General features: G+C 48.7%; 20 protein-coding genes and 1 tRNA gene. 8 read left to right on the forward strand and 13 right to left on the reverse strand.

Annotation, left to right across the window (positions count from 1 at the left end):
- Positions 1-5 precede the first annotated feature (5 nt).
- The 7 genes from GUA87_RS00240 to GUA87_RS00270 all read left to right on the forward strand — a co-directional run bounded on the left by GUA87_RS00240 (position 6) and on the right by GUA87_RS00270 (position 3809).
- Entirely contained in the window at positions 6-488 is a 483-nt protein-coding gene (locus GUA87_RS00240) for a UPF0262 family protein (protein WP_193714528.1), read from the forward strand.
- A 59-nt stretch (positions 489-547) separates the two neighbouring features.
- Entirely contained in the window at positions 548-994 is a 447-nt protein-coding gene (locus GUA87_RS00245) for an arsenate reductase ArsC (protein ID WP_193714529.1), read from the forward strand.
- Positions 995-1135: 141 nt separating this feature from the next.
- Positions 1136-1354, forward strand: a complete 219-nt coding sequence (infA, locus tag GUA87_RS00250; protein ID WP_193714530.1) for a translation initiation factor IF-1 — start codon at positions 1136-1138, stop codon at positions 1352-1354.
- Between the two features lie 60 nt (positions 1355-1414).
- Complete coding sequence (locus tag GUA87_RS00255; protein ID WP_193714531.1) at positions 1415-2038, forward strand: Maf family protein; 624 nt, start codon at positions 1415-1417, stop codon at positions 2036-2038.
- A complete protein-coding gene (locus GUA87_RS00260; RefSeq protein ID WP_193714532.1) occupies positions 2035-3360 on the forward strand; it encodes a ribonuclease E/G in 1326 nt (441 codons plus the stop codon). The genes GUA87_RS00255 and GUA87_RS00260 overlap by 4 nt, the downstream gene beginning before the upstream one ends.
- A gap of 44 nt (positions 3361-3404) precedes the next feature.
- Positions 3405-3590: a DNA gyrase inhibitor YacG gene (locus GUA87_RS00265; RefSeq protein WP_193714533.1), complete on the forward strand. Its 186-nt coding sequence runs from the start codon at positions 3405-3407 to the stop codon at positions 3588-3590.
- A 143-nt stretch (positions 3591-3733) separates the two neighbouring features.
- Positions 3734-3809 (forward strand) — tRNA-Phe (locus GUA87_RS00270).
- A gap of 581 nt (positions 3810-4390) precedes the next feature.
- On the opposite strand, the gene GUA87_RS00275 is transcribed toward GUA87_RS00270, so the two are convergent.
- The 5 genes from GUA87_RS00275 to atzF are packed head-to-tail and all read right to left on the reverse strand — an operon-like array spanning position 4391 to position 11376.
- A complete protein-coding gene (locus GUA87_RS00275; protein WP_193714534.1) occupies positions 4391-6049 on the reverse strand; it encodes a dipeptide ABC transporter ATP-binding protein in 1659 nt (552 codons plus the stop codon).
- A gap of 3 nt (positions 6050-6052) precedes the next feature.
- Entirely contained in the window at positions 6053-6898 is an 846-nt protein-coding gene (locus GUA87_RS00280; protein WP_193714535.1) for an ABC transporter permease, read from the reverse strand.
- A gap of 2 nt (positions 6899-6900) precedes the next feature.
- Entirely contained in the window at positions 6901-7923 is a 1023-nt protein-coding gene (locus GUA87_RS00285; RefSeq protein ID WP_193714536.1) for an ABC transporter permease, read from the reverse strand.
- A gap of 12 nt (positions 7924-7935) precedes the next feature.
- Positions 7936-9552 (reverse strand): ABC transporter substrate-binding protein, encoded by a 1617-nt coding sequence (locus GUA87_RS00290; RefSeq protein WP_193714537.1) that lies wholly within the window; start codon positions 9550-9552, stop codon positions 7936-7938.
- A 33-nt stretch (positions 9553-9585) separates the two neighbouring features.
- The gene (gene atzF, locus GUA87_RS00295) at positions 9586-11376 is read right to left on the reverse strand and encodes an allophanate hydrolase (protein ID WP_193714538.1); all 1791 of its coding nucleotides are present in this window, start codon (positions 11374-11376) and stop codon (positions 9586-9588) included.
- Positions 11377-11486: 110 nt separating this feature from the next.
- On the opposite strand from atzF, the gene GUA87_RS00300 reads away from it, so the two are divergent.
- Positions 11487-12395, forward strand: a complete 909-nt coding sequence (locus tag GUA87_RS00300) for a LysR family transcriptional regulator (RefSeq protein WP_193714539.1) — start codon at positions 11487-11489, stop codon at positions 12393-12395.
- On the opposite strand, the gene GUA87_RS00305 is transcribed toward GUA87_RS00300, so the two are convergent.
- The 8 genes from GUA87_RS00305 to GUA87_RS00340 are packed head-to-tail and all read right to left on the reverse strand — an operon-like array spanning position 12392 to position 19779.
- Entirely contained in the window at positions 12392-12742 is a 351-nt protein-coding gene (locus GUA87_RS00305; RefSeq protein WP_193714540.1) for a cupin domain-containing protein, read from the reverse strand. The genes GUA87_RS00300 and GUA87_RS00305 overlap by 4 nt on opposite strands.
- Entirely contained in the window at positions 12735-13412 is a 678-nt protein-coding gene (locus tag GUA87_RS00310; RefSeq protein ID WP_193714541.1) for a cysteine hydrolase family protein, read from the reverse strand. The genes GUA87_RS00305 and GUA87_RS00310 overlap by 8 nt, the downstream gene beginning before the upstream one ends.
- A gap of 11 nt (positions 13413-13423) precedes the next feature.
- Positions 13424-14968 carry an ABC transporter ATP-binding protein gene (locus tag GUA87_RS00315; protein ID WP_193714542.1) on the reverse strand — a complete coding sequence of 515 codons (1545 nt, stop codon included), beginning with the start codon at positions 14966-14968 and terminating at the stop codon, positions 13424-13426.
- The gene (locus GUA87_RS00320; RefSeq protein ID WP_193714543.1) at positions 14965-15645 is read right to left on the reverse strand and encodes a cysteine hydrolase family protein; all 681 of its coding nucleotides are present in this window, start codon (positions 15643-15645) and stop codon (positions 14965-14967) included. Before GUA87_RS00320 ends, GUA87_RS00315 begins: the two co-directional genes overlap by 4 nt.
- Complete coding sequence (locus GUA87_RS00325) at positions 15638-16642, reverse strand: formamidase (protein WP_193714544.1); 1005 nt, start codon at positions 16640-16642, stop codon at positions 15638-15640. The genes GUA87_RS00320 and GUA87_RS00325 overlap by 8 nt, the downstream gene beginning before the upstream one ends.
- Before the next feature lie 22 nt (positions 16643-16664).
- Positions 16665-17591, reverse strand: coding sequence for an ABC transporter permease (locus GUA87_RS00330; protein WP_193714545.1), 927 nt, complete (start codon positions 17589-17591; stop codon positions 16665-16667).
- Positions 17578-18654 (reverse strand): ABC transporter permease, encoded by a 1077-nt coding sequence (locus tag GUA87_RS00335; protein ID WP_193714546.1) that lies wholly within the window; start codon positions 18652-18654, stop codon positions 17578-17580. The genes GUA87_RS00330 and GUA87_RS00335 overlap by 14 nt, the downstream gene beginning before the upstream one ends.
- 3 nt (positions 18655-18657) lie before the next feature.
- Positions 18658-19779, reverse strand: coding sequence for a BMP family ABC transporter substrate-binding protein (locus GUA87_RS00340; protein ID WP_193714547.1), 1122 nt, complete (start codon positions 19777-19779; stop codon positions 18658-18660).
- Positions 19780-20422: the final 643 nt, after the last annotated feature.

Raw genomic sequence — 20422 nt, forward strand, 5'->3', positions numbered from 1 at the left:
AAACCATGTCAGAAGAACGTCAGCGTATCGTCAACATAACCCTGGATGAGAAATCTGTGGTGCGGCGAAACGCTGACATCGAACACGAGCGTAAAGTGGCCGTGTTCGATCTTCTGGATGCAAATACTTTTACGCTAAAAGATCACCCGGATGCTGGCCCCTATTCACTACATTTGTCGATCGAAGACAACCGTCTGATTTTTGATATCCGCGCAGAAGATGACGCAACAGAGCTTGGCCGCGTGCCTTTACCTGTGATTTCATTTCGCCGGATCATCAAAGATTATTTCCAGATCTGCGAAAGCTATTTCGATGCGATTAAATCAGCGAGCCCTTCGAAAATTGAAGCCATTGATATGGGGCGGCGAGGACTTCACAATGAAGGCACCGAACAGCTTCTGGATCGCATTAAAGACAAGATCGACACGGATTTCGATACCGCACGTCGGCTATTTACCCTGATCTGCGTTCTCCATATCCGGGGCTAAGATGACTGGCCCAGCATTCAAAGAGACCCAACCGCACACAGGCACGGGGGGATAGACACATGTCCGCCGCCGCGCCAACAAGTGTCCTATTTGCCTGTACCCATAACAGTGTTCGCTCTCCCATGGCGGAAGCGATCATGAAAAGTCTTTATGGTACAAAAATCTATGTGCAAAGTGCAGGCGTTCGCGCGACGGAAATTGACGGTTTCACCATTGAGGTTATGGATGAAATCGGCCTTGATGTTGAAGATCATTACTCCAAAAACTTTGACGAACTTGAAGACAGCTCGTTCGATCTCATTATTTGCCTGTCCAAAGAAGCCAAAATGAAGGCTGATGAAATCACTCGAACCTGGGCGTGTGATGTGGAGCACTGGATCACTGTTGATCCCTCAGAGATTGAAGGTAACAGGGAAATGCGCCTCAATGCCTATCGAAACGTTCGCGATGATCTTTATCAAAAGATCAAGAGTCGTTTCGCAACTGCCCCTGCCCCTCTCGTCTGATTTATGATATAATTGCACCAAACGGACGTGATTTTGATGATTAAGTCCGCTCGCGGGATGCCAATTTCAAACAAAGGCTTGCTTTTTTGGCCGAGGCACCGCATTTTGCACCCACGTTTTAACTACTGAATATGGATATTCATGGCGAAAGAAGAACTTTTGGAATTTGAAGGCACCGTAACGGAACTTCTGCCAAACGCAATGTTCCGGGTAAAGCTGGAAAACGACCACGAAGTACTTGCACACACAGCTGGTAAAATGCGCAAACACCGCATTCGCGTACTGGCAGGTGACCGCGTAACTGTCGAAATGACACCATACGACCTTACAAAAGGTCGCATCACGTTCCGTTATAAATAACGGATAGTTGGGGTGGGCATCATCTGATGCCCCTTTATAAGTGCAGGTAACGAACTGGCAATGACGACCCCGATCCTGAACACCGAACTTGTGCTGGCCTCTGCGTCACCAAGGCGGCGTGAGCTTTTATCCCAGATCGGGATTACGCCAGATACCATTGACCCTGCCGACATCCCGGAAATACCAAATGCAGACGAACGTCCGCATCATTTCGCTTTGCGCCTTGCAAGTGAAAAAGCAGCACATGTTGCGTCTCGGCATCCCGGCAAGTTTATCCTTGCTGCGGATACTGTTGTTGCTGTCGGACGTCGGATACTTGGCAAAGCAGAAGATGAGCGAGAAGCTGTTAAGTACCTGAAACTTCTCTCAGGCAGAAAACATCAGGTTCACACAGGGTTTTCCCTCATCCGCCCAGACGGCAAGCAAATCGCCAAACGTGTCACCAGTGATGTCACCTTCAAACCCTTAGACGGTCACGATATTCGCCAATATATCAACTCAGGTGAATGGGAAGGCAAGGCAGGAGCGTATGCCATTCAAGGCCTCGGCAGTATGATGGTCCGGAAACTTCAAGGTTCCTATAGCAATGTGGTTGGCCTCCCTTTGTTTGAGGTTGCCGCTACCTTAAATGGGAACGGTTTTGACGTCTGGAAATTGGCGTTGGAAGACAAACAAAGCCCATGAGCTGCCGTCTCCTAATCGAAAAGGGTGTTTTCACCTCCCGCGCGGCCCTTCTTAAGGATGACATTCTTGATCGCTTTTTACTGGAAAATAACGCTCGGCCGTCTCTGGTTGGGGAAATTCGTCTTGGGCGGGTCGCTGCCCATCTAAACGGGATTGATGCCGCAATCATCTCTTTGGGGGACGGTCTGGATGGATTTCTTCGGGCACAAGACTGGCCCGGCCCCAAAAGCGATACCCCGTTTAGTCAGAAGCTGACAGAAGGATCCCTCCTTCCTGTTCAAGTCACTAAAGACCCAATTGATGATAAACCCTATCAGGTAACGGGGTATGTCACACTTGAAAATGAATATGTGATTTTGAAGCCTAAGTCTGACCGTATTCAATTTGCAAAAGCCTTTAAAGACCCGGCACAAAAAGCAGCAATTGAAACCATGCTTACGTCACACACCGCAGGTCTAACTCTTCGCTCTAAAGCGGCAACACTGACACCCGAAGACTTACTCCCTCACATCCAGAAGCTGGAGGCTGAGTGGCAAAAGATAGAAGACTTATCAGGCGCCATGCAAAAGGCTGGCGTCTTACGCACGAGTGCTTCTTTTAAGGATCGAGTTTCCAAAAAATGGGGGGCGCGTGCTGAGGAGATAGTCATCGCGCCACCTGCGGCTTCTCCCCTTTTTGCCTCTGAAGGCATTGATCACGAAGTAAAAGACCTCACTGAAACCAGAATTGATCTGACTGGTGGCGGTTTCCTGACCATTGAACCCACTGAAGCTTTGGTTGCCATTGATGTGAACTCTGCGGGGAGTGACACCTGGGCAGCAAAAGGAGCGCCGCAACAACAGGTAAATGAGGTGGCCGCCGTAGAGATTTCAAGGCAACTCCGCCTCCGCAATTTGTCAGGAATGATCCTCATCGATGTCGCCGGAATCCAAAGCAAAACTGAAGCAGGTAGCCTTGTAGAAATCTTAAGACGAGAAACCAAATCCGATGACGCTCATGTGGAGATCTTAGGTCCATCTCAGCTCGGCCTTATGCAATTGACCAGGCAACGGACATCTGCCCCTCTGCATCATATCCTTAAAAGTCCGGTCGCTGGCCCTGACACCCCATCTCTCCAGCGCCTGATGGATCTTGAAGACAGCATTTTGGATGCGGTCTCCCACTGGAAAACCCGACTGGTAAAGCTCAATACCGGTGCGCGCTTGGGGCGTTATCTGAAAGAAGCGAACGCGCTTACAGTAATTTATGAATGCCATCAGATTCAGTTAGATCTCACGGTTGTTGACAGCATGACGAAAGACCAGTTCCAAATAGATCTATGATTTATGGGCTGGCACTTTTGACTGCTTCGATTTAAGAATAGAGCATGACACCATCTTCAAAAAAATCAGAGGGGAAATGCCCTCAATGCGGCAAACCGGCCGAGCAGAAATTCAGGCCTTTCTGCTCCCAAAGATGTCAGCAGCTGGACCTTGGAAAGTGGCTCAATGAAAGCTATGCCATCCCCGGTGAGGAAGCCGCGCCCAGCTTTGATGACGATCCAGAATATTAGATTTATATCTGGCTGTTATGCTTGATCTCGGATGAAATCTCCGCTTAAAAAATTTTTTGTTTTTTTGCCTTTTGAGGTATGGACAGCCTGAGTTTTTTCTTCTATAAACCAGCTTCCTTTGAGGCACCAAGCCTCATCTGGATGCCCGGATAGCTCAGTTGGTAGAGCAGCGGATTGAAAATCCGCGTGTCGGTGGTTCGAATCCGCCTCCGGGCACCACTTATTCCCAGAAAATCCGAGTATTTCCAGTCACTTCACAGTGATGTGCTTTTGCATACCTGTGCGTTTTCCGCTTATGCACTCTTGTGCAGTTGAAAATGCAGTGGATTTTCTAACTGAATCCATTCAGAAAAACGCTAAAACACACTCTCCCAAAACTCTACAGGCCGTTTTGTCATTGTTATAATTGGTAAAGCGCAATGAACCGTTTCCACTGCTGCAAATGCTAAATTTATAAAGAAAAGCGAATTTTGTGCACAGCACCACCTCAAACAGTACAGCGCAAACTATTAAGGTTTTCGTCAAGGTATTCTTACGCGACACCGGCTCATTTTATTAATGCCAAATGTGCAAGATGTGCCCTCCCGCCACCTCGAAACTTAGCGCCGGTTAATCCTCAGGCATCAGAAACCTACGAACTAGAAGCACCAATTTCGTTGATGAAAAATATTGCCTGCCAAATTTTAGAAAATTTCTTATTTCCTCTAAGGTACAAGGCTTTAAGGTTTACATGATCCCTCAATCCAAATTGTCGTGTCGGTGAATTGGAAGATCAATTCACCTCATAACAGATGGCAATGCTATGGAATAGCTGAAATCAGTTTTTTTGTATAAGATTCTGAAGGCTGATTAAGCACAGTATGGACATCCCCGGATTCCACTATTTTGCCTCGATTCATGACTATGACACGATCACATAACAGCCGAACCACATTCAAATCATGCGATACAAAAATATAGCTCATCCCAAGTTGTTTCTTGAGGCGATCCAAAAGCTGTAGAATGACCGCTTGTACAGAAACATCCAAAGCAGATGTTGGTTCATCGAGAATAAGAAGAGAGGGATCAACTGCGATGGCGCGAGCGATGCCAACCCTGGCTTTTTGGCCACCGGAAAGCTGATGCGGAAAACGTGTGATCAAATGCGCAGGCAGACCAACCAATGCTGCAAGCTCTTCAACTTTTTTTTGCAAATTCTGGCGTTTACGCATACCTTTTAAGCGCTTCAAAGGCTCGGCAATTGAATCGTACGCTGTGTAGCGTGGATTGAGGCTTTCGGTTGCATCCTGAAAGACCAATTGAATGCTGGATCTTTGTGAAAGACGTGCAAATTGGTCCGCTCGGTAGGTGGTTATGTTCTCCCCTTTAAAAATAACATCACCAGACGTAGCATCCAACAGTCGCGCAAGAATACTGGAGGTCGTTGACTTACCACATCCGGATTCTCCAACCAGACCAAGGCTTTCCCCCTGGTTCAGGGTAAAGGATATTCCGTCAACAGCGCGAAAAGTTTCTGACTTTGTCCGTGTAGGATACTCCTTCACCAGGTCAATGACTTCCAACAAAGGACCGCTCAGTGGTGGCTTTTTGATGCATGTGGAATTTGTGATACGTTCAGCACCCTGATTGACGTCAGATATTTCTTCTGGAACAGCCGTCAGATCTTCAAGTTTTGACGTTGCCGTTGGCGATGCAGCAATCAGCTTTTTGGTATAGGCATGCTGGGGGTTATTAAAAAGATCACAAACATTGGCGGTTTCAACCACTTCCCCCTTTTTCATAACCGAAATTCGATCACAATAAAGTGCTGCCATTCCCAAATCATGGGTAATCAGGACGACCGACATTTGCCTCTCCGCCGTTAGTTCCTTGATCAAATCCATGGTGGCTTTTTGCGTAGTGACATCCAGACCGGTTGTTGGTTCATCCGCAATCAAAACCCGCGGATCACAGGCAAGTGCAATAGCAATCATAACACGTTGACACATCCCGCCTGAAAGCTCGAACGGATAGGACCAGTAACGTAATTCAGGCTCAACAATTTTCACCTTCTCTAACATGGCGATTGCTTTTTCTTTTGCATCACCGCGTGTCGCCTGCACATGTTGCAACAGAACATCTTCAATCTGTTTGCCGATGGGCCGGATGGGATTAAGGGCCGCACGCGGGTTTTGAAAAATCATAGAGATCTCCCGTCCCCGTAAGTCGCGTAAATCTCGTTCTTTCGCATCAATCAAAGGCATGCCATCGAATACAGCTGCCCCTTGCGTAACCTCACCGGCAGAGTCAAGAAGCCCCATAACCGTATAGGCTGTAACCGATTTACCGGATCCACTTTCTCCAACAATACCTAGAACCTCTCCCTTTTGTAAGTCGAGAGAGATATTATTGAGCGCATCAACCACACCATTTCGGGTTTTAAACGCCACTGAGAGATTTTGAACAGACAGGAAAGACATGGCTCAGGTCCTTTTTTGTGGGTCAACAAGGTCTCTCAACCCATCCCCCATCAAGTTGAAACAAAAGACCGCCAGCATAAGTGCTGCACCTGGAAACAAAGCCAGCCACCATTCACCGGAAACAATATATGTGGCCCCTTCGGCTACCATAATGCCCCATTCAGCGTCTGGAGGCCGTACTCCCAGGCCAATAAAGGAAAGTCCAGCGGCATTCAGAATGGCCCACCCCATGTTCAACGACACTTGAACCATCATAGGAGGAAGGATATTTGGAAATAATTGCGTTGTAAGAATGCTCAAATCTGAGCTGCCGCACAGTCTGGCGGCTGCTACATAGCCGGCGTTTCGGCGCACGCTGATTTCGGCGCGGGCAACACGTGCGTAAAACGGCAGGTTAATGATTGCCGTAGCATAGATAATATTCTCAACTGAATTCCCCATGGCTGCTACGATACCCATGGCCAACACGAATAATGGAAAAGCCATAATTGTATCTGTCAGACGCCCAATAATTCGATCTGTCCATCCCCCCCAGAAACCCGCAGCACACCCCATAGCACTGCCGGCAAAGAAAGACAGGAATACCGCTGAAAGGGCGATCCCCAAATCCAATCGCGTTGCCACGATCACACGGCTCAGAACATCACGGCCCAAATGATCGGTACCAAACGGATGGGCCCAACTGGGTGGCTGAAGCGTGTTCGATGCATTTGTTGCCAAAGCGTCATAAGGCGCAATCAGACTGCCGAAAATTGCCATTAAAACCATCAACAAAAACAGGGAAAAGGATACAACCGTTACCGGGTTTTCCCCCATCACATACCGGAAATGGCCAAAGAAACGTTGCATGGTCATTCTCCTGTTCCAACACGTGGGTCAATGAGCGTGAGAAAAAGATCTATGATCAAATTGACCGCCACAAATAGCAGGGCCATAGACAAGACAAACCCCTGAACAGCGGCATAATCTGACGCCACTAACGCCTCTACAGCGAAAGATCCGATACCCGGCCAGGAGAACACTTTTTCCACCAGGACATTTGCGCCCAGCAAAAAGGAAAACACCATGCCAAGGGTCGTCAGAACGGGAAGAGACGCATTCTTAAAAGCATAGGCAAACAACACTGTTGAACGACGCAACCCATTGGCACGGGCCGTGCGGACATAATCGCTGGCCAAAGCCCCCAGCATGGCAGCTCGGGTCATTCGGGCGATGGGAGCGAGCGCAAAAAGGCAAAGTGTAAAGGCGGGTAAGATCAATTGTTTTATGGACGCAATAAAAACTTCCATATCACCATCAATCAACGCATCGACTGTATAAAAACCGGTGATATGTGGTGGCGATAGATAAAGAATATCAAGACGGCCGAGCGGAGAGGGTGACCAGCCGAGTAAGTAATAAAAAATATAAATCAAAAACAAGCCAGTAAAGAAAGTCGGCAAAGACACCCCAGCCGTTACCAAAACCCGGCATAAATGATCAATCCAGCTTCCTAGCCGCGTTGCAGCAAGAACGCCAAGTGGAACAGCAATCGCAATAGCAAGTCCCAAACCTATCAAGGTAAGTTCTAAAGAGGCCGGCAGTCTTTTCATCAACTCTTCAGCAACTGGAACACCAGTGCTAAGTGACATGCCCATCTCACCTTGCAAAAGGTTACCAACATAAATGAAGAATTGTTCTATCCAACTGCGATCCAGGCCCAAGGCAACACGCACCTGCTCAATGGATTCCTCATCCGCCATGGCGCCGGCGAAATACACTGCCGGATCACCCGGCAAGGCGCGTGTTAAAACAAAAGAAATGACAATCACTCCAAAAACGGATGGCAGGGCTTGTAAGACCCGCCATCCGACCATTTTTACTTTACTATTCATCAAAGCTCACAATCAGGATTTCTTGATCGCACGGACATCAAGCTGACGATGGAACCAGGACGCATATCCATCCACATTCTTCTGCATGGCTGAATCCAGGTACGGCTGATACAGTGGAATACGCGGCACATCCTCAAACGCAATACCGATGAGTTTTTTAACATTAACGGCATATTGCGGATCATTGGTTTCCATGTGCATTGTTGCATCCACAAGGCTTTCAACTTCAGGGTTTTTATAGTTGGAAGAATTAAACAGATGCCCATATTTGTAGGCCCAGAAGAAATAGTAATCCGGGTAGTTCAACCAACCGCCGAAATTCTCTAGATGCATTGGCAACTTCTTATCAACCAATGCGGCAGTCCGCCAGTTAGCACCGGGGATCTTGTCCAGCTTGACCTTGATGCCGATCTTGCCAAGAGATTCCTGAATCAACAGAGCCGTTGGTTCCTGCCAATGAGCAAGCCCCAGATTGAAGGACAAAGTCGTTTCGAAACCATCCGGCATGCCTGCTTCAGCAAGCAGTGCCTTGGCTTTTTCCAGGTTCGTGTCATATGGGAAAGGCTGTGGCCAGGTCGTATCGGCGGGTGTTTTGTTTTCGCCACCAAACATTGGCTTACCGCGCCCATAGGCAGCGGCTGAAACGATGTCCTTATATGGCAATGCATACGCAATGGCCTGACGAACCTTCACATTGTCAAAAGGCTTGTATTTCAGGTTCAACGCAAGGACATGCAAGCAGTTGTCAATCGGTGCGCCCGAAACTTTGACCTTGTCACCATCCATGAATTCCTTTGCGTCTTTCGCAGGAACTGTCATGTAAAGGTCCGCATCGCCTCTCTCAATCAATGCACGGCGTGTCGAAGCCGATGGCACTTCACGAACAATGACGCGTTTGACACCTGGTTTTTCACCAAGCGCCCAATCCTCGTTGCGCTCATAGACGAATTGCTGCCCTGGATCCCAACGCGCAATCTTATAGGCTCCGGAACCCGCCGGATTCTTATGCAGATATTCTGTTGCCCACGGATCTTTCTCTGTCGCTTTCGATTTCGCCAGTTTTGAGTTGATGATGAACGGAATTGGAACCGCAAGATCTGGAAGCGTCAATTTTGAAGGAAGCGGAATGGTGATTTGGAAGGTCATGTCATCCAGTGCCTTGAACTGCTCAGGCTTGGTCATGGACCCGGCCTTCATTTGGACGGCAGGAAAGCCACCAAGGCTGACGGCGCGATCAAAAGACCATTTGACATCATGCGCCGTAACCGGGGAACCATCCCAGAATTTGGCTTTGGGATTGATCTTGAAAGTAAGAGTTTTACCGTCTTCTGAAACAGTCCAGGATTCAGCCACTTCTGGTTCGATTTTGGTAGAGTCGTAAGCAAGGGAGCCATCTGCCAATGTCTTAACACCAAAGCGCACCAGACGATCATAAATGTTGACCGTCACCTGGTAGCTTGGTCGGTTCGTACCCTTGCGGTGCAAATCCAGACTGTTGATGCTGTTTCCGGCTACAACCACAAGCGTATCACTGCGCCCAGCTGCATCAGCTGGAAGAAATCTCAGGAATGGGATAACCGACGCGCCGAGCGCAGCCCCTGAGGTTTTAAGAAATTTACGTCTATCCATGATCTGAATCCTTTCGCATTGGCACTATTTGTTTCATTGAGAGTTGAGGAAGGCCCGCCATCCTCCAAATTTTGTAATATCTTCGGCACCGACTTTGCCTTTCGACTCGCAGATAAATCCTTTGACCTCTTCACCATTCGCGAGGGTCACAGTTCCGATACCAAGAGGGGATGGAATGTTATCTATGAAAGCACCGAAGTTGGATTTCGGAAGCGCCCAGATTTCCAACTCAATCGAAGCTCCTCCCTCCTCTTGAATGAGGCCAGGACGGAAGGGCGGTCCACCCGCCAATTTGTAGAGTTTGTAATCTGGCGACGTTTTTGAGCTATAGAGAAAACGTGCACCCAGTTTGGTCAGCTCGCCGTTAAGTGGCAGCCCGGACATATGAGCACCAACAGCGGCGATGACTATTTCGCTTGGACCAGCCGCGGGCTTTTCATATGAAACTTCAGGCAACATCCAATCTGTCGCCCCCAAGGTTGGTGCAGAATTCTGATGCAACTTGCTGGCAAGCGACGCGGTGACCACGTCCTGTCCAGCCGGAGCCAGTAAGGTGACACTACCGGGACGCCCATCACTACGGGTTTTCACCGGCACAGCAATCCCGCACATATCCATAAGATTCACAAAGTTGGTATAGGTGCCATATCTGGAGTTTGGACCCACCGGATCTTCTTCCAGATCTTTGATCGAATAAAATGTCGGTATGGAGGGCACACAAAGCATATCCACACTGTCAATAAGTGGCTGCGCCTTGGATTTATAGTCCTGCAATCGATAGAAGCCGCGGAAGGTATCGGCTGACGTAAAGTTTTCCGCAGATTGAATAATTCCCCGGGTCACTGGGTGAATGGCTTCGGGGTCACTTTTTAACAAATCTTCAATGACAGTGTAGCGCTCCGCCGTCCACGCACCTTCATACAGCATTTTAGCGACTTCATAGAAAGGCGTGAAATCCATCTCAACGATTTCAGCGCCGAAGGACGCAAGCTGATCTACGCTATCAAGGAAAGAGGCTTGTTGAACCGTGTCGCCAAAAAACTCTCGTGTAGAGGCATTTGGTATCCCAATCTTGAAAGAAGGCGCGGGCGCGGCAAGCGGTGGTGTCTGCACGACGCGTGCATATGAATCTTCTGGATCAAACTTGGCTGCTACCGAATATGCTTGATAAGCATCCTCCACCGTTAGGGCAAAGATAGAAACGGTATCCAGCGTACGACAGGCTGGCACGACACCTGTATTAGAAAGCGCCCCTAATGTGGGCTTCAGTCCGATAATGTTGTTAAGCGCCGCAGGAACGCGGCCTGAACCTGCAGTATCTGTACCAAGCGAAAAGGTGACGAGACCGTGCCCAACCGCTACACCGGAGCCCCCGCTTGAGCCACCCGGCACAATTTCCGGATCCATTGAGTTTTTTGGTGGTGTAAAAGGAGAGCGAACACCAACCAGGCCAGTGGCAAACTGATCCAAATTAGTTTTACCGATAAGAATGGCCCCAGCATCCAGCAACGCCTGAACAACAAAGGCATTTTCTTTGGCTTCATACGCAAAAGCAGGACACCCGGCAGTGGTCGGATGATCAACCGCATCTATATTGTCCTTTATGACAAAGGGAATGCCCCATAACGATTTCGAAGGATCAAAGTCCCCAAGCGCATTCGCGGCTGCGATCACTTCCTGTTTTTCAAACAGATGGATGAAAATTCCAGGATCATTCACCGTATCAATACGCCGAAAGACTTCTTCTACAATGTCTTGGGCTTTGACATCTCCTTGGTAGGCGTTGTGCAAACTTTCAATTGTGAAAGGAAGGGTCTGAAGCATGTTTTTATTCACTCTAAAAATATCGTGAGATCACTAGAGCAGTTGTGAATGCTTCTGAATACTGCTAATAATTTCCAGTTCCGGTGCAAAAAATGCAGCAGTAATAAAAAATGAAACACCTGTTACCACTCAAATATATTGATGCGGTCGCTAAATCCGGCTCTATCCGACAAGCGGCTGAGACTCTGGCAATTACCTCAACCGCGCTTAACCGCCGCATTCTTGCTATGGAGGAAGAGTTAGGCGTACCGATTTTTGAGCGCCTTTCAAGGGGGGTGCGCTTATCCACTGCCGGCGAGATTTTTGTGCATCATGCACGCTCTCAACTCAGTGATATGGAACGTGTTAAAAGCCAGATTGCGGATCTTTCCGGTGAACGGCGCGGTCATGTTTCCATTGCCTGTAGTCAGGCCTTACTACCCTATTTCCTTCCCGACCAGATCTCGCAATACCGTGCGGAACATGCGGCTGTGACATTCGAGGTTCTGCTAAGAGACCGAACCGCAGCTGAACAGGCACTGGTGGATTTAAGCGCTGATCTTGCGTTGGTGTTCGAGCCTGTACGCCTCAATGAATTCCACAATCTTTTGACGGTTCGACAGCCTGTCCATGTGGTCATGCCCGCCGATCATCCGCTGGCAAAAGACGACATCGTCCGATTGAGAGATTGCTTACAGTTTCCCATAGCCCTGCCCGCAACCTCTTATGGCGTTCGACATCTTATGGAAACGGCTTTAAAATCCTCTTCTCAAGAACTACGGCCCATCGTGGAATCCGATAGCTTCGAATTCCTTCGCTATTACGCCTTGGCAGAAAACGTGCTTTCCTTCCAGATCCCTATCGGCTTGCCTAGCGCCAAACAACGCCCTGATATGATCTCCCGCCCCATTGATGAGCGCGATGTGCCCATGGGATCCTTGTATTTTGGGCAATTGAGAGGACGCACCTTGCCCGTTGCGGCGGCACGGTTTGCACAGCAAATGTTGGATACTTTCTATACGCGGTTTGACTGCGACTAAAGGAAGGCGACCGGTTTTTCCCAAATCGCCAGAACAAGACATCCTTCGGGGCTGCTTACTGAATGAACGGTATTAGTTGGATTCACTACAATGGACCCCGCGGGAAAACTCCCGTTTTCATCCTGTTGCGCCCCTTCCAGCACCAGAATATGCTCCATGCCCGGATGACTGTGCGTGGGAACTTCCGCCCCGGGCTGATATTTTAGAAATGCGGCACTGGCAGGGTTTTCATCTGTTCCCTTGTAAAGCCAGCTAACTTCAATTCCTTCCCGAAAATACTCCCACTGCAAGGTTTCGCGGGCCGCTTTATCCAGTAAGACATCTGGAACAGAGAAGGCTTTAACCATTTTCTTTCTCCAATGCGCGTTTCACTTCCTCCAATTCGGCCGTCCAGCCGATAATGCCTCCCTGGGCCCGGATCATGTCCAGTGTCGCGGTTTTAAACTCAGGGAAATAGCTGCCTGTACATTCTTCCACCAACAAACAATCAAATCCCCTGTCATTGGCTTCGCGCATGGTGGTTTGTACGCAAACCTCGGTGGTAACCCCGGCAAACAACAAATGCGTAACGCCCCAATTTCCAAGAATTTGCACCAAATCCGTGCCATAGAATGCACCTTTGCCCGGTTTATCGATCACCGTTTCTCCAGACACAGGGGCAAGTTCCGGTACAATATCTGCACCAGGCTCACCCGAAATAAGAATACGTCCCATCGGTCCTTCATCACCAATTTTCAGATCTGGTGCTCCTCTGTCCAACTTGGATGTTGGACAGTCAGAAAGGTCAGCTTTATGTGCCTCTCGTGTATGAAGAACCCGCATGCTTACCCCACGTGCGGCTTTCAATAAAGCAGCTGTTGCGGGAATAACCGGCGCTAGTAGTGAGACATCATTTCCAAGTGTTTCTCCAAAGCCCCCTGGCTCAAGAAAATCCCGCTGCATATCAATCACAATCAATGCAGTTTTTTCGATTTCAAACGGAAAAGCGAAAGGAAGTGCTGTATTGATGATCGGCATAAGATCGTTCCTTAGTTTCCGGCCATGTGGCGGCCAATAACGGTTAAATCGGCCTCATCGGCCGGCGTTTCATAAACCAACTCGCCATGAAACATCACAGCAATCCGATCTGAAAGCTCAAGAATTTCATCGAGATCCTCACTGACCAGAAGAATCGCAACACCACGATTGCGCGCCTCCATAATTTGAGCGTGGATATCCGCAACCGCAGCAAAATCAAGCCCGAACACCGGGTTGGCCACAATCAACACATCCACATCACCTGAAAGCTCTCTTGCAAGGACAGTTCGTTGTACATTGCCGCCAGAAAGGGTGCCGATCGGCACATCGGGGGAAGAGGTTTTCACGTTGTATTTCGCGATCAGATCTTTGGCTTGCAGTCTAAATGCCAATTTGTTGAGCCACCAGCTTCCTTTCGCCAACGGTGACTGGTCAAATGTGCGAAAAGCCAAGTTATCACTGACACTCATATTGGCGACACAGGCATTTTTAAGTGGCTCTTCGGGAAGGCAATATACCTTGTGGCGCCGCATCTCTTGCCGCGTTGCCAGATAGTTTTCACCATGCATCTGCATGGCACCGCTTATTGGCGATCGCTGCCCGGCCAGCACCTCAACAAGTTCTTTCTGTCCATTGCCTGATACACCTGCAATGCCCAGTATCTCGCCACTTTTCACCTTAAAGCTCAAATCCCGCACCACTGTGTGCCCAGTATCATCCATCGCTGAGATTTTATCGGCAGCAAGACGAACATCGCTCTGGAGGTTGGTTTTGCGTGTTGTGTTCTTGGCGCTGATATCAGAGCCAACCATCATTTGCGCCATATCGTCCGTTGTAAGGTCGCTTGTCTTGCCACCGCCAGCATAAACGCCGCGCCGAAGGACGGAAACTTCATCGGCAAAAGCCAGAACCTCACGAAACTTATGGGTAATCATCAGAACAGTCAGACCTTCCTCAGCGGTCATATCGCGAATTAAGCCCAGCACTTCATCTGCCTCACCGGGGGTCAGAACAGAGGTTGGTTCATCCAGAATAAGAAAACCGCTGCCAAGATAAAGTTGCTTCAGGATTTCAACCTTCTGTTTTTCACCTGCAGATAAATCTTGTGCTTTGGTATCAAGCTGAATTTGGAATGGCATCTTCTGAATAAAAGTGGCCAGTTTTTCGCGCTCCAGCGACCAATTGATAAAGTTTGGTAGATCGGGCTGAGAAAGAACCAGATTTTCAAGAACCGTCATATGCGGAACAAGTGTGAAATGCTGATACACCATCCCCAAACCCAGCATATGCGCTGCTTGCGGGTTCGCGATGTCATATTCCTTGTCATTCACCAGGATGCTGCCTTCTGAAGGCGGGTGAAACCCCATAACGCATTTGACCAATGTGCTTTTTCCCGCACCATTTTCGCCAAGCAGTGCGTGAAAGCTTCCCGGCTTCACTTTCAGTGAGACATTGTCTAACGCAGTGAAGTTACCAAATTTTTTGCTAAGGTTGATGATTTCAAGACCAATGGATTGACGGCTTCTACCAATGGCCTCTGTAGAAAATATATTCATGGCAGGCCCGCAATCAGTTCCTGAGAACTGGACACCGCACCAAAGACCCCGCCCTGCATCTTTACCATCTTGATGGCATGATCATGATTGTCTTTATCTGTCGCCCCGCAGCAATCTTCCAGCAGGACACATTCATATCCTCGATCATTGGCTTCTCGCATAGTGGTATGCACGCAAACATCCGTGGTAATGCCGGTAAGAATAAGATTTTCGATACCTCTTGTACGCAGGATCAATTCAAGATCAGTGGCGCAGAATGACCCCTTACCCGGCTTATCGATAATAGGCTCACCATCTATAGGATATAGCTCTGGAATAATGTCCCAGCCCGGCTCTCCACGGACAAGGATCTTGCCGCATGGCCCCGGATCTCCGATTCCAGCGCCGATCTGCTGTGAACGCCAACGTTTGTTTGCAGGTAAATCAGAAAGATCAGGGCGATGACCTTCACGGGTGTGAATAATGTGATACCCTTTTTCGCGCATGGCCAAAAGGACCGCCTTGATCGGTTCCATCGGTGCGCGCGTCAAAGATAGGTCATAGCCCATCTGGTCCACATACCCGCCAGGTCCACAGAAATCCGTCTGCATATCAATAATGATCAACGCGGTATTTTCTGGGCGCAAGTTACCATTGTAGGGCCATTTATAAGGCGTGGAATTGATATGATCAGCCATCTGGATTTCCTTTAAATGTTCTAACTGGGGCTTCAAACCCACAAGACGTCCCGTCTGTCACCTTGACATCCTCTTCCCAGGGAAGACGGTATTTGCCAGCTGCAAGGTCATGCATATAGGTATAAGGGCAATCCTGTGCCCCGCCTTTTACGGCCACATAGGCGCGATGTCCGAACTGGTAAATGTTATTTTCAACACCCCATTCAATACGCGCTTCGCGCACAAGATCAGGGCGCACTTCTGCAGTAATAATTTCATCAGGACGGGCTCCACCATGGGCGAGGATCGTTCCATCGAAATTGACGATCATACCCTCTCCCATGGAATCAAATGTACCGTCGGAACCACACATGCAGACATTGGCAGTTACCATCAGATTACAAAATGAGTTGGATTGATTGGTGAATTTCCACGCCTCACGCATCGGAGCCGTATAGCCTGCGGTGCGGATCATGATCTCAGCACCCTTATAGGCTGCTTCGCGCGCCATTTCAGGGAACATGCCATCATGGCAGATTATGAGTGAAAGCTTGGAGCCATTGGGTCCATCGCAGACCGGAATACCCATATCACCCGGCTCCCAGGGTTCTACTGGCACCCACGGATGCATTTTGCGATAGTAAAGTTGGGTTTCGCCTTTGTTATCGATAATGAGTCCCGAATTATACGGATTGCCATCCGGATTAAATTCCATAATAGAAAAACAGCCCCAGATATCATTGTCGATGCAAGCTTGTCTTAGGGCGGCGACTTCCGGACCGTCCAACGAGCACATAATGTCCGGATTTGTATCCATAGATAGGCCATGCAAGGCATATTCAGGAAACACCACCAGATCCATCGTTCTCGAATTGCGGCGCGCCTTGCCGACCATGGCAACAACTTTTTGGGTCTGAGCTGTCAACTGTTCTTTGGTTTCAACAACGGGAAGCTGCAGTTGCACCAAGCCAATCACTACACCATTGGGCGATTTGTTCAATCCACCTAAGCCGCTCATCAAATCTACTCCTTGTCTGTTGTCATCGGGTGACGCTCAGTTCTCCCGGCGCACCGGAGAATTTGCCACTTGAAGAAGAGGTCGCAATCATGATTGCAAGGGTAAGAAAGTAAGGGGCCGCATTGAAAAGATAATATCCTTGCGTAAAGCCCACAGCCTGCAAAGCGGGCCCCAATGCGCCTGCCCCACCAAAAAGCAAGGACGCATAAAAACAATAAAGTGGGTTCCATCTGGCAAAGATCACCAATGCAACGGCGGTGATACCTTGTCCACTGGACAATCCTTCGTTCCAGCTACCAGGATAGTAAAGCGACAGAAATGACCCGCCGATACCCGCCAGAAAACCACCTGCCATAGTCGCGAGAATACGCACACGATTGATTGAGATCCCGGCGGCGTGTGCGGCATCCTCACTATCGCCCACAGTGCGTAACATTAGTCCCCAACGTGTACGGTTCAGGAAAAACAGCAATAAGGGGGTCAGAAGAACGCCCAGTACAAAAAGAACATTGATTTCAAGGGCTGCACGGATTTGCGGGATATCGCTCCACCATCCTAAAGGAATTGCTGGCAGATTTGGCGCCTTGGGTTGGATAAACCCTTTCCCTAAGAAAAAGGCCAGACCAGTCCCGAACAACATCAAAGCAATGCCAAGGGCAATGTCGTTGACCCGCGGCATATTACAAATAATCCCGTGAGCAAGGCCAAAGCCACTCCCTACAACACCGGCAACCAACACCCCCAGCCAGGGTGAGCCTGTTAGATAGGAAATGGCATAGCCTGACATGGCCCCCATCACCAGAGTGCCTTCGAGACCAAGGTTAATCCTGCCGGATCTTTCCGTTAGGCACTCTCCCAAACTAACCAAAAGAAAGGGTGTTGAAACCCGGATGGCACCGGCAAAAACGGCCAATGGAACTGTCCAGAACCCAAGATCAACGACTTCCATCACTGGCCTCCCTAGGTGTGAATATCTTAAATCGCCCAAACAGGGTTTCGCTGGTTAGAATGACAACGAAGATGATCCCTTGCAGCACCAATACACTTGCATCCGGAAGATCCAGTCGACGCTGTAGAAGACCTCCGCTAGCATCAATACCTCCAAGCAAAATGGCCACGGGTATGATTGCCATTGGATTTTGTCGCGCCAGAAAAGCAACAAGAATACCGGTATATCCGTACCCCGCCGCCAAAGGCTCATTCGCCGCACCATGAACCGCGGCAATTTCAACCATGCCCGCCAATCCAGCAGCAGCGCCTCCGATCAAACAGGTGATGATGAGCAATTGCCCGACGGGAAGGCCTGAAATTGCCGCCGCTTTGGCATTTCCGCCGACAATTCTTGCCGCAAAGCCGAACGTGGTTCGGCTCATCAGGATGTAGGTAATGATACAAAAAACAATACCAAAGATCAGACCCCAATGGACGTCCATCCCCGGAATGGTCCCAATCATATTCGCATCCCCAATAGGTGGACTGGATGGCTTATTAAGACTGGCTGGGTCGCGCATCGGACCACCGACCATATGATTAAGAATGGCAATAGCGATATAGGTAAGCAGTAAGCTTGAGATGGTTTCATTAACACCGCGATAATGACGCAAGGCACCACAGAGACCGATCCAGGCTCCCCCCATAATCATCCCTCCCAATGCCATCATAATTTGAACGGTCAAAGGCGAAGAAGAATCCGGGAGCGCCAGTGCGACCGCCGCTGCGGCTAAGCCCCCCATCACTAGCGCCCCTTCTCCCCCGATGATCACCATACCAAGCTGGGCCGGCAAAGCAGTGCACAACGCCGCCAGAATAAGCGGGGCTGCCCTCTGCAAAGTATTTTCAATGGAAAAAGCGGATCCAAATGCTCCTTTATACATTAAGGCCATAGCTTCAAAGGGATCGACCCCAGCAGCTGTCACGAATAATCCAAAGAGGATGAGTGACACCGCCAGGGACACCACTGGAAGGGCAATCGCTTCCGAAGCGACGACCAATCGATTCGAAAGGAATTTCATAGATTAAACGCTACCAATGACACCTTTAACCAGCCAATCCATGGATTCAAGCCAGGTATCTGTTTGGCTATGGGATTTACCAGCGGAAATAATAGTCTTGCCGTCATTGGTTTCAATTGGACCTTTGTAGATCACCATGTCGCCGGACATAAATTTGGCTTTCGCGGCATCGGCTTTTGCCCGGGCTTCTGCTGAAACAGCCGGACCATAAGCAGATGTCTTAACAATGCCTTCTTTCAAGCCTCCGCGGACAAGATTTGGAATGGTCTTTTTACCCACAAACATGTCAGCGTAATCAGCATACACTTTAGACCAGTTCCATTCCGCTCCTGTTAGGTAACCCTTAGGTGCCAATGGAGCTTGGGAAGCGTGATAGCCACAGCTGTACATACCACGTTTTTCAGCAGTCTCGACGACCACCTTTGGACCATCCACGTGACATGTGACAACATCCACGCCTTGATCAGCCAAGCTATTTGTCGCTTCGGCTTCCTTAACCGGCATGGACCACTCTCCGGTGAAAATCACTTGTGTGGTGATCGTCGGATCAATGGATTGCGCACCCAAGGTAAATGAGTTGATGTTGCGCAACACCTGTGGGATTGGCTTGGCTGCAACAAAACCCAATTTTTTGGATTTCGTCGCATAAGCTGCGACAATACCGGACAGATATTGAGCCTCATCAATGTAACCAAAATAGCTTCCAGTATTCGATGGGTGCTTGTCACCGTTCCAAAGGCCGCCGCAATGAAGGAAAGTCAGATCCGAATACTTGCTGGCCATTTTTAGCATATGCGGATCAAAATAACCGAATGACGTTGGGAATAACAAGGAAGCGCCATCCAGATTGATCATACTTTCCATTGTTTTCTGAACAGCAACTGTTTCTGGAACGCTTTCTTCTTCAACAACCTTAATACCAGGAATTTTCTTCAAGGCCGCGGCACCTTCAGCATGCGCCTGATTATAACCATAGTCATCCCGCGCACCGACATATATGAAACCAATTGTCGTGGTTGCTGCCAAAGCCTGGCGTAGAGGGGAAGCAGAAATAGCACCGACCGCACCAGCAGCTGCCATCCCGCGCATTATGGATCGGCGATCAATTATAGTTTTAGCTGACATTCAAACGCTCCTTTTTAAAAGACTGGCTCGGCACGTACGAATATTCCCACCGAGAATGCTTTTCACTAGAGCAAGGAAAAGTGCGTATGAATACTGCTAATTTTTTCCTTAACTGATGCAAAAAATGCATCGCTAAATACTAACTTTTTTGTCTATGAGTTTCTTTTAATCAAAACGGCAAGTCTTATAGTCCATAGGCCGTAACATTGAACCCGCACATTCGGACACAATTCTCAAACAGAAAGCGAACATTAAATAGCGTTAAACTCTATTTAATGATTTCAAATGGTTAGCTAGAAAATGTTTTCTAATTAAAGAAACATAACTTTATGCAGCTTCTTCATTAATGCGAGAAAGATAAATACCTTCCTAACAAGCAATTAGGAGGTTTAAATCATAAGAGTATGGGAATTTATGACCGAAGCTGAACGTCAACCGGAATTGACGTTACGACAAATTCACTCAGCGAAAAAAGAAACGAGACACCAGAAAATGACCAGACCGGATCGACCAAAAATACGCACTCATGTATGTTACAATCGATCCTCCGAGTGAATGTCAGCAACCACCCTACGATCTGGGTAACTCGCGCATCCCTTTTAAGTCCTTTATCAAGGATTTATATTCTGACCAAACCGATTTA

This window comes from Sneathiella sp. P13V-1, assembly GCF_015143595.1.
Taxonomy (GTDB): domain Bacteria; phylum Pseudomonadota; class Alphaproteobacteria; order Sneathiellales; family Sneathiellaceae; genus Sneathiella.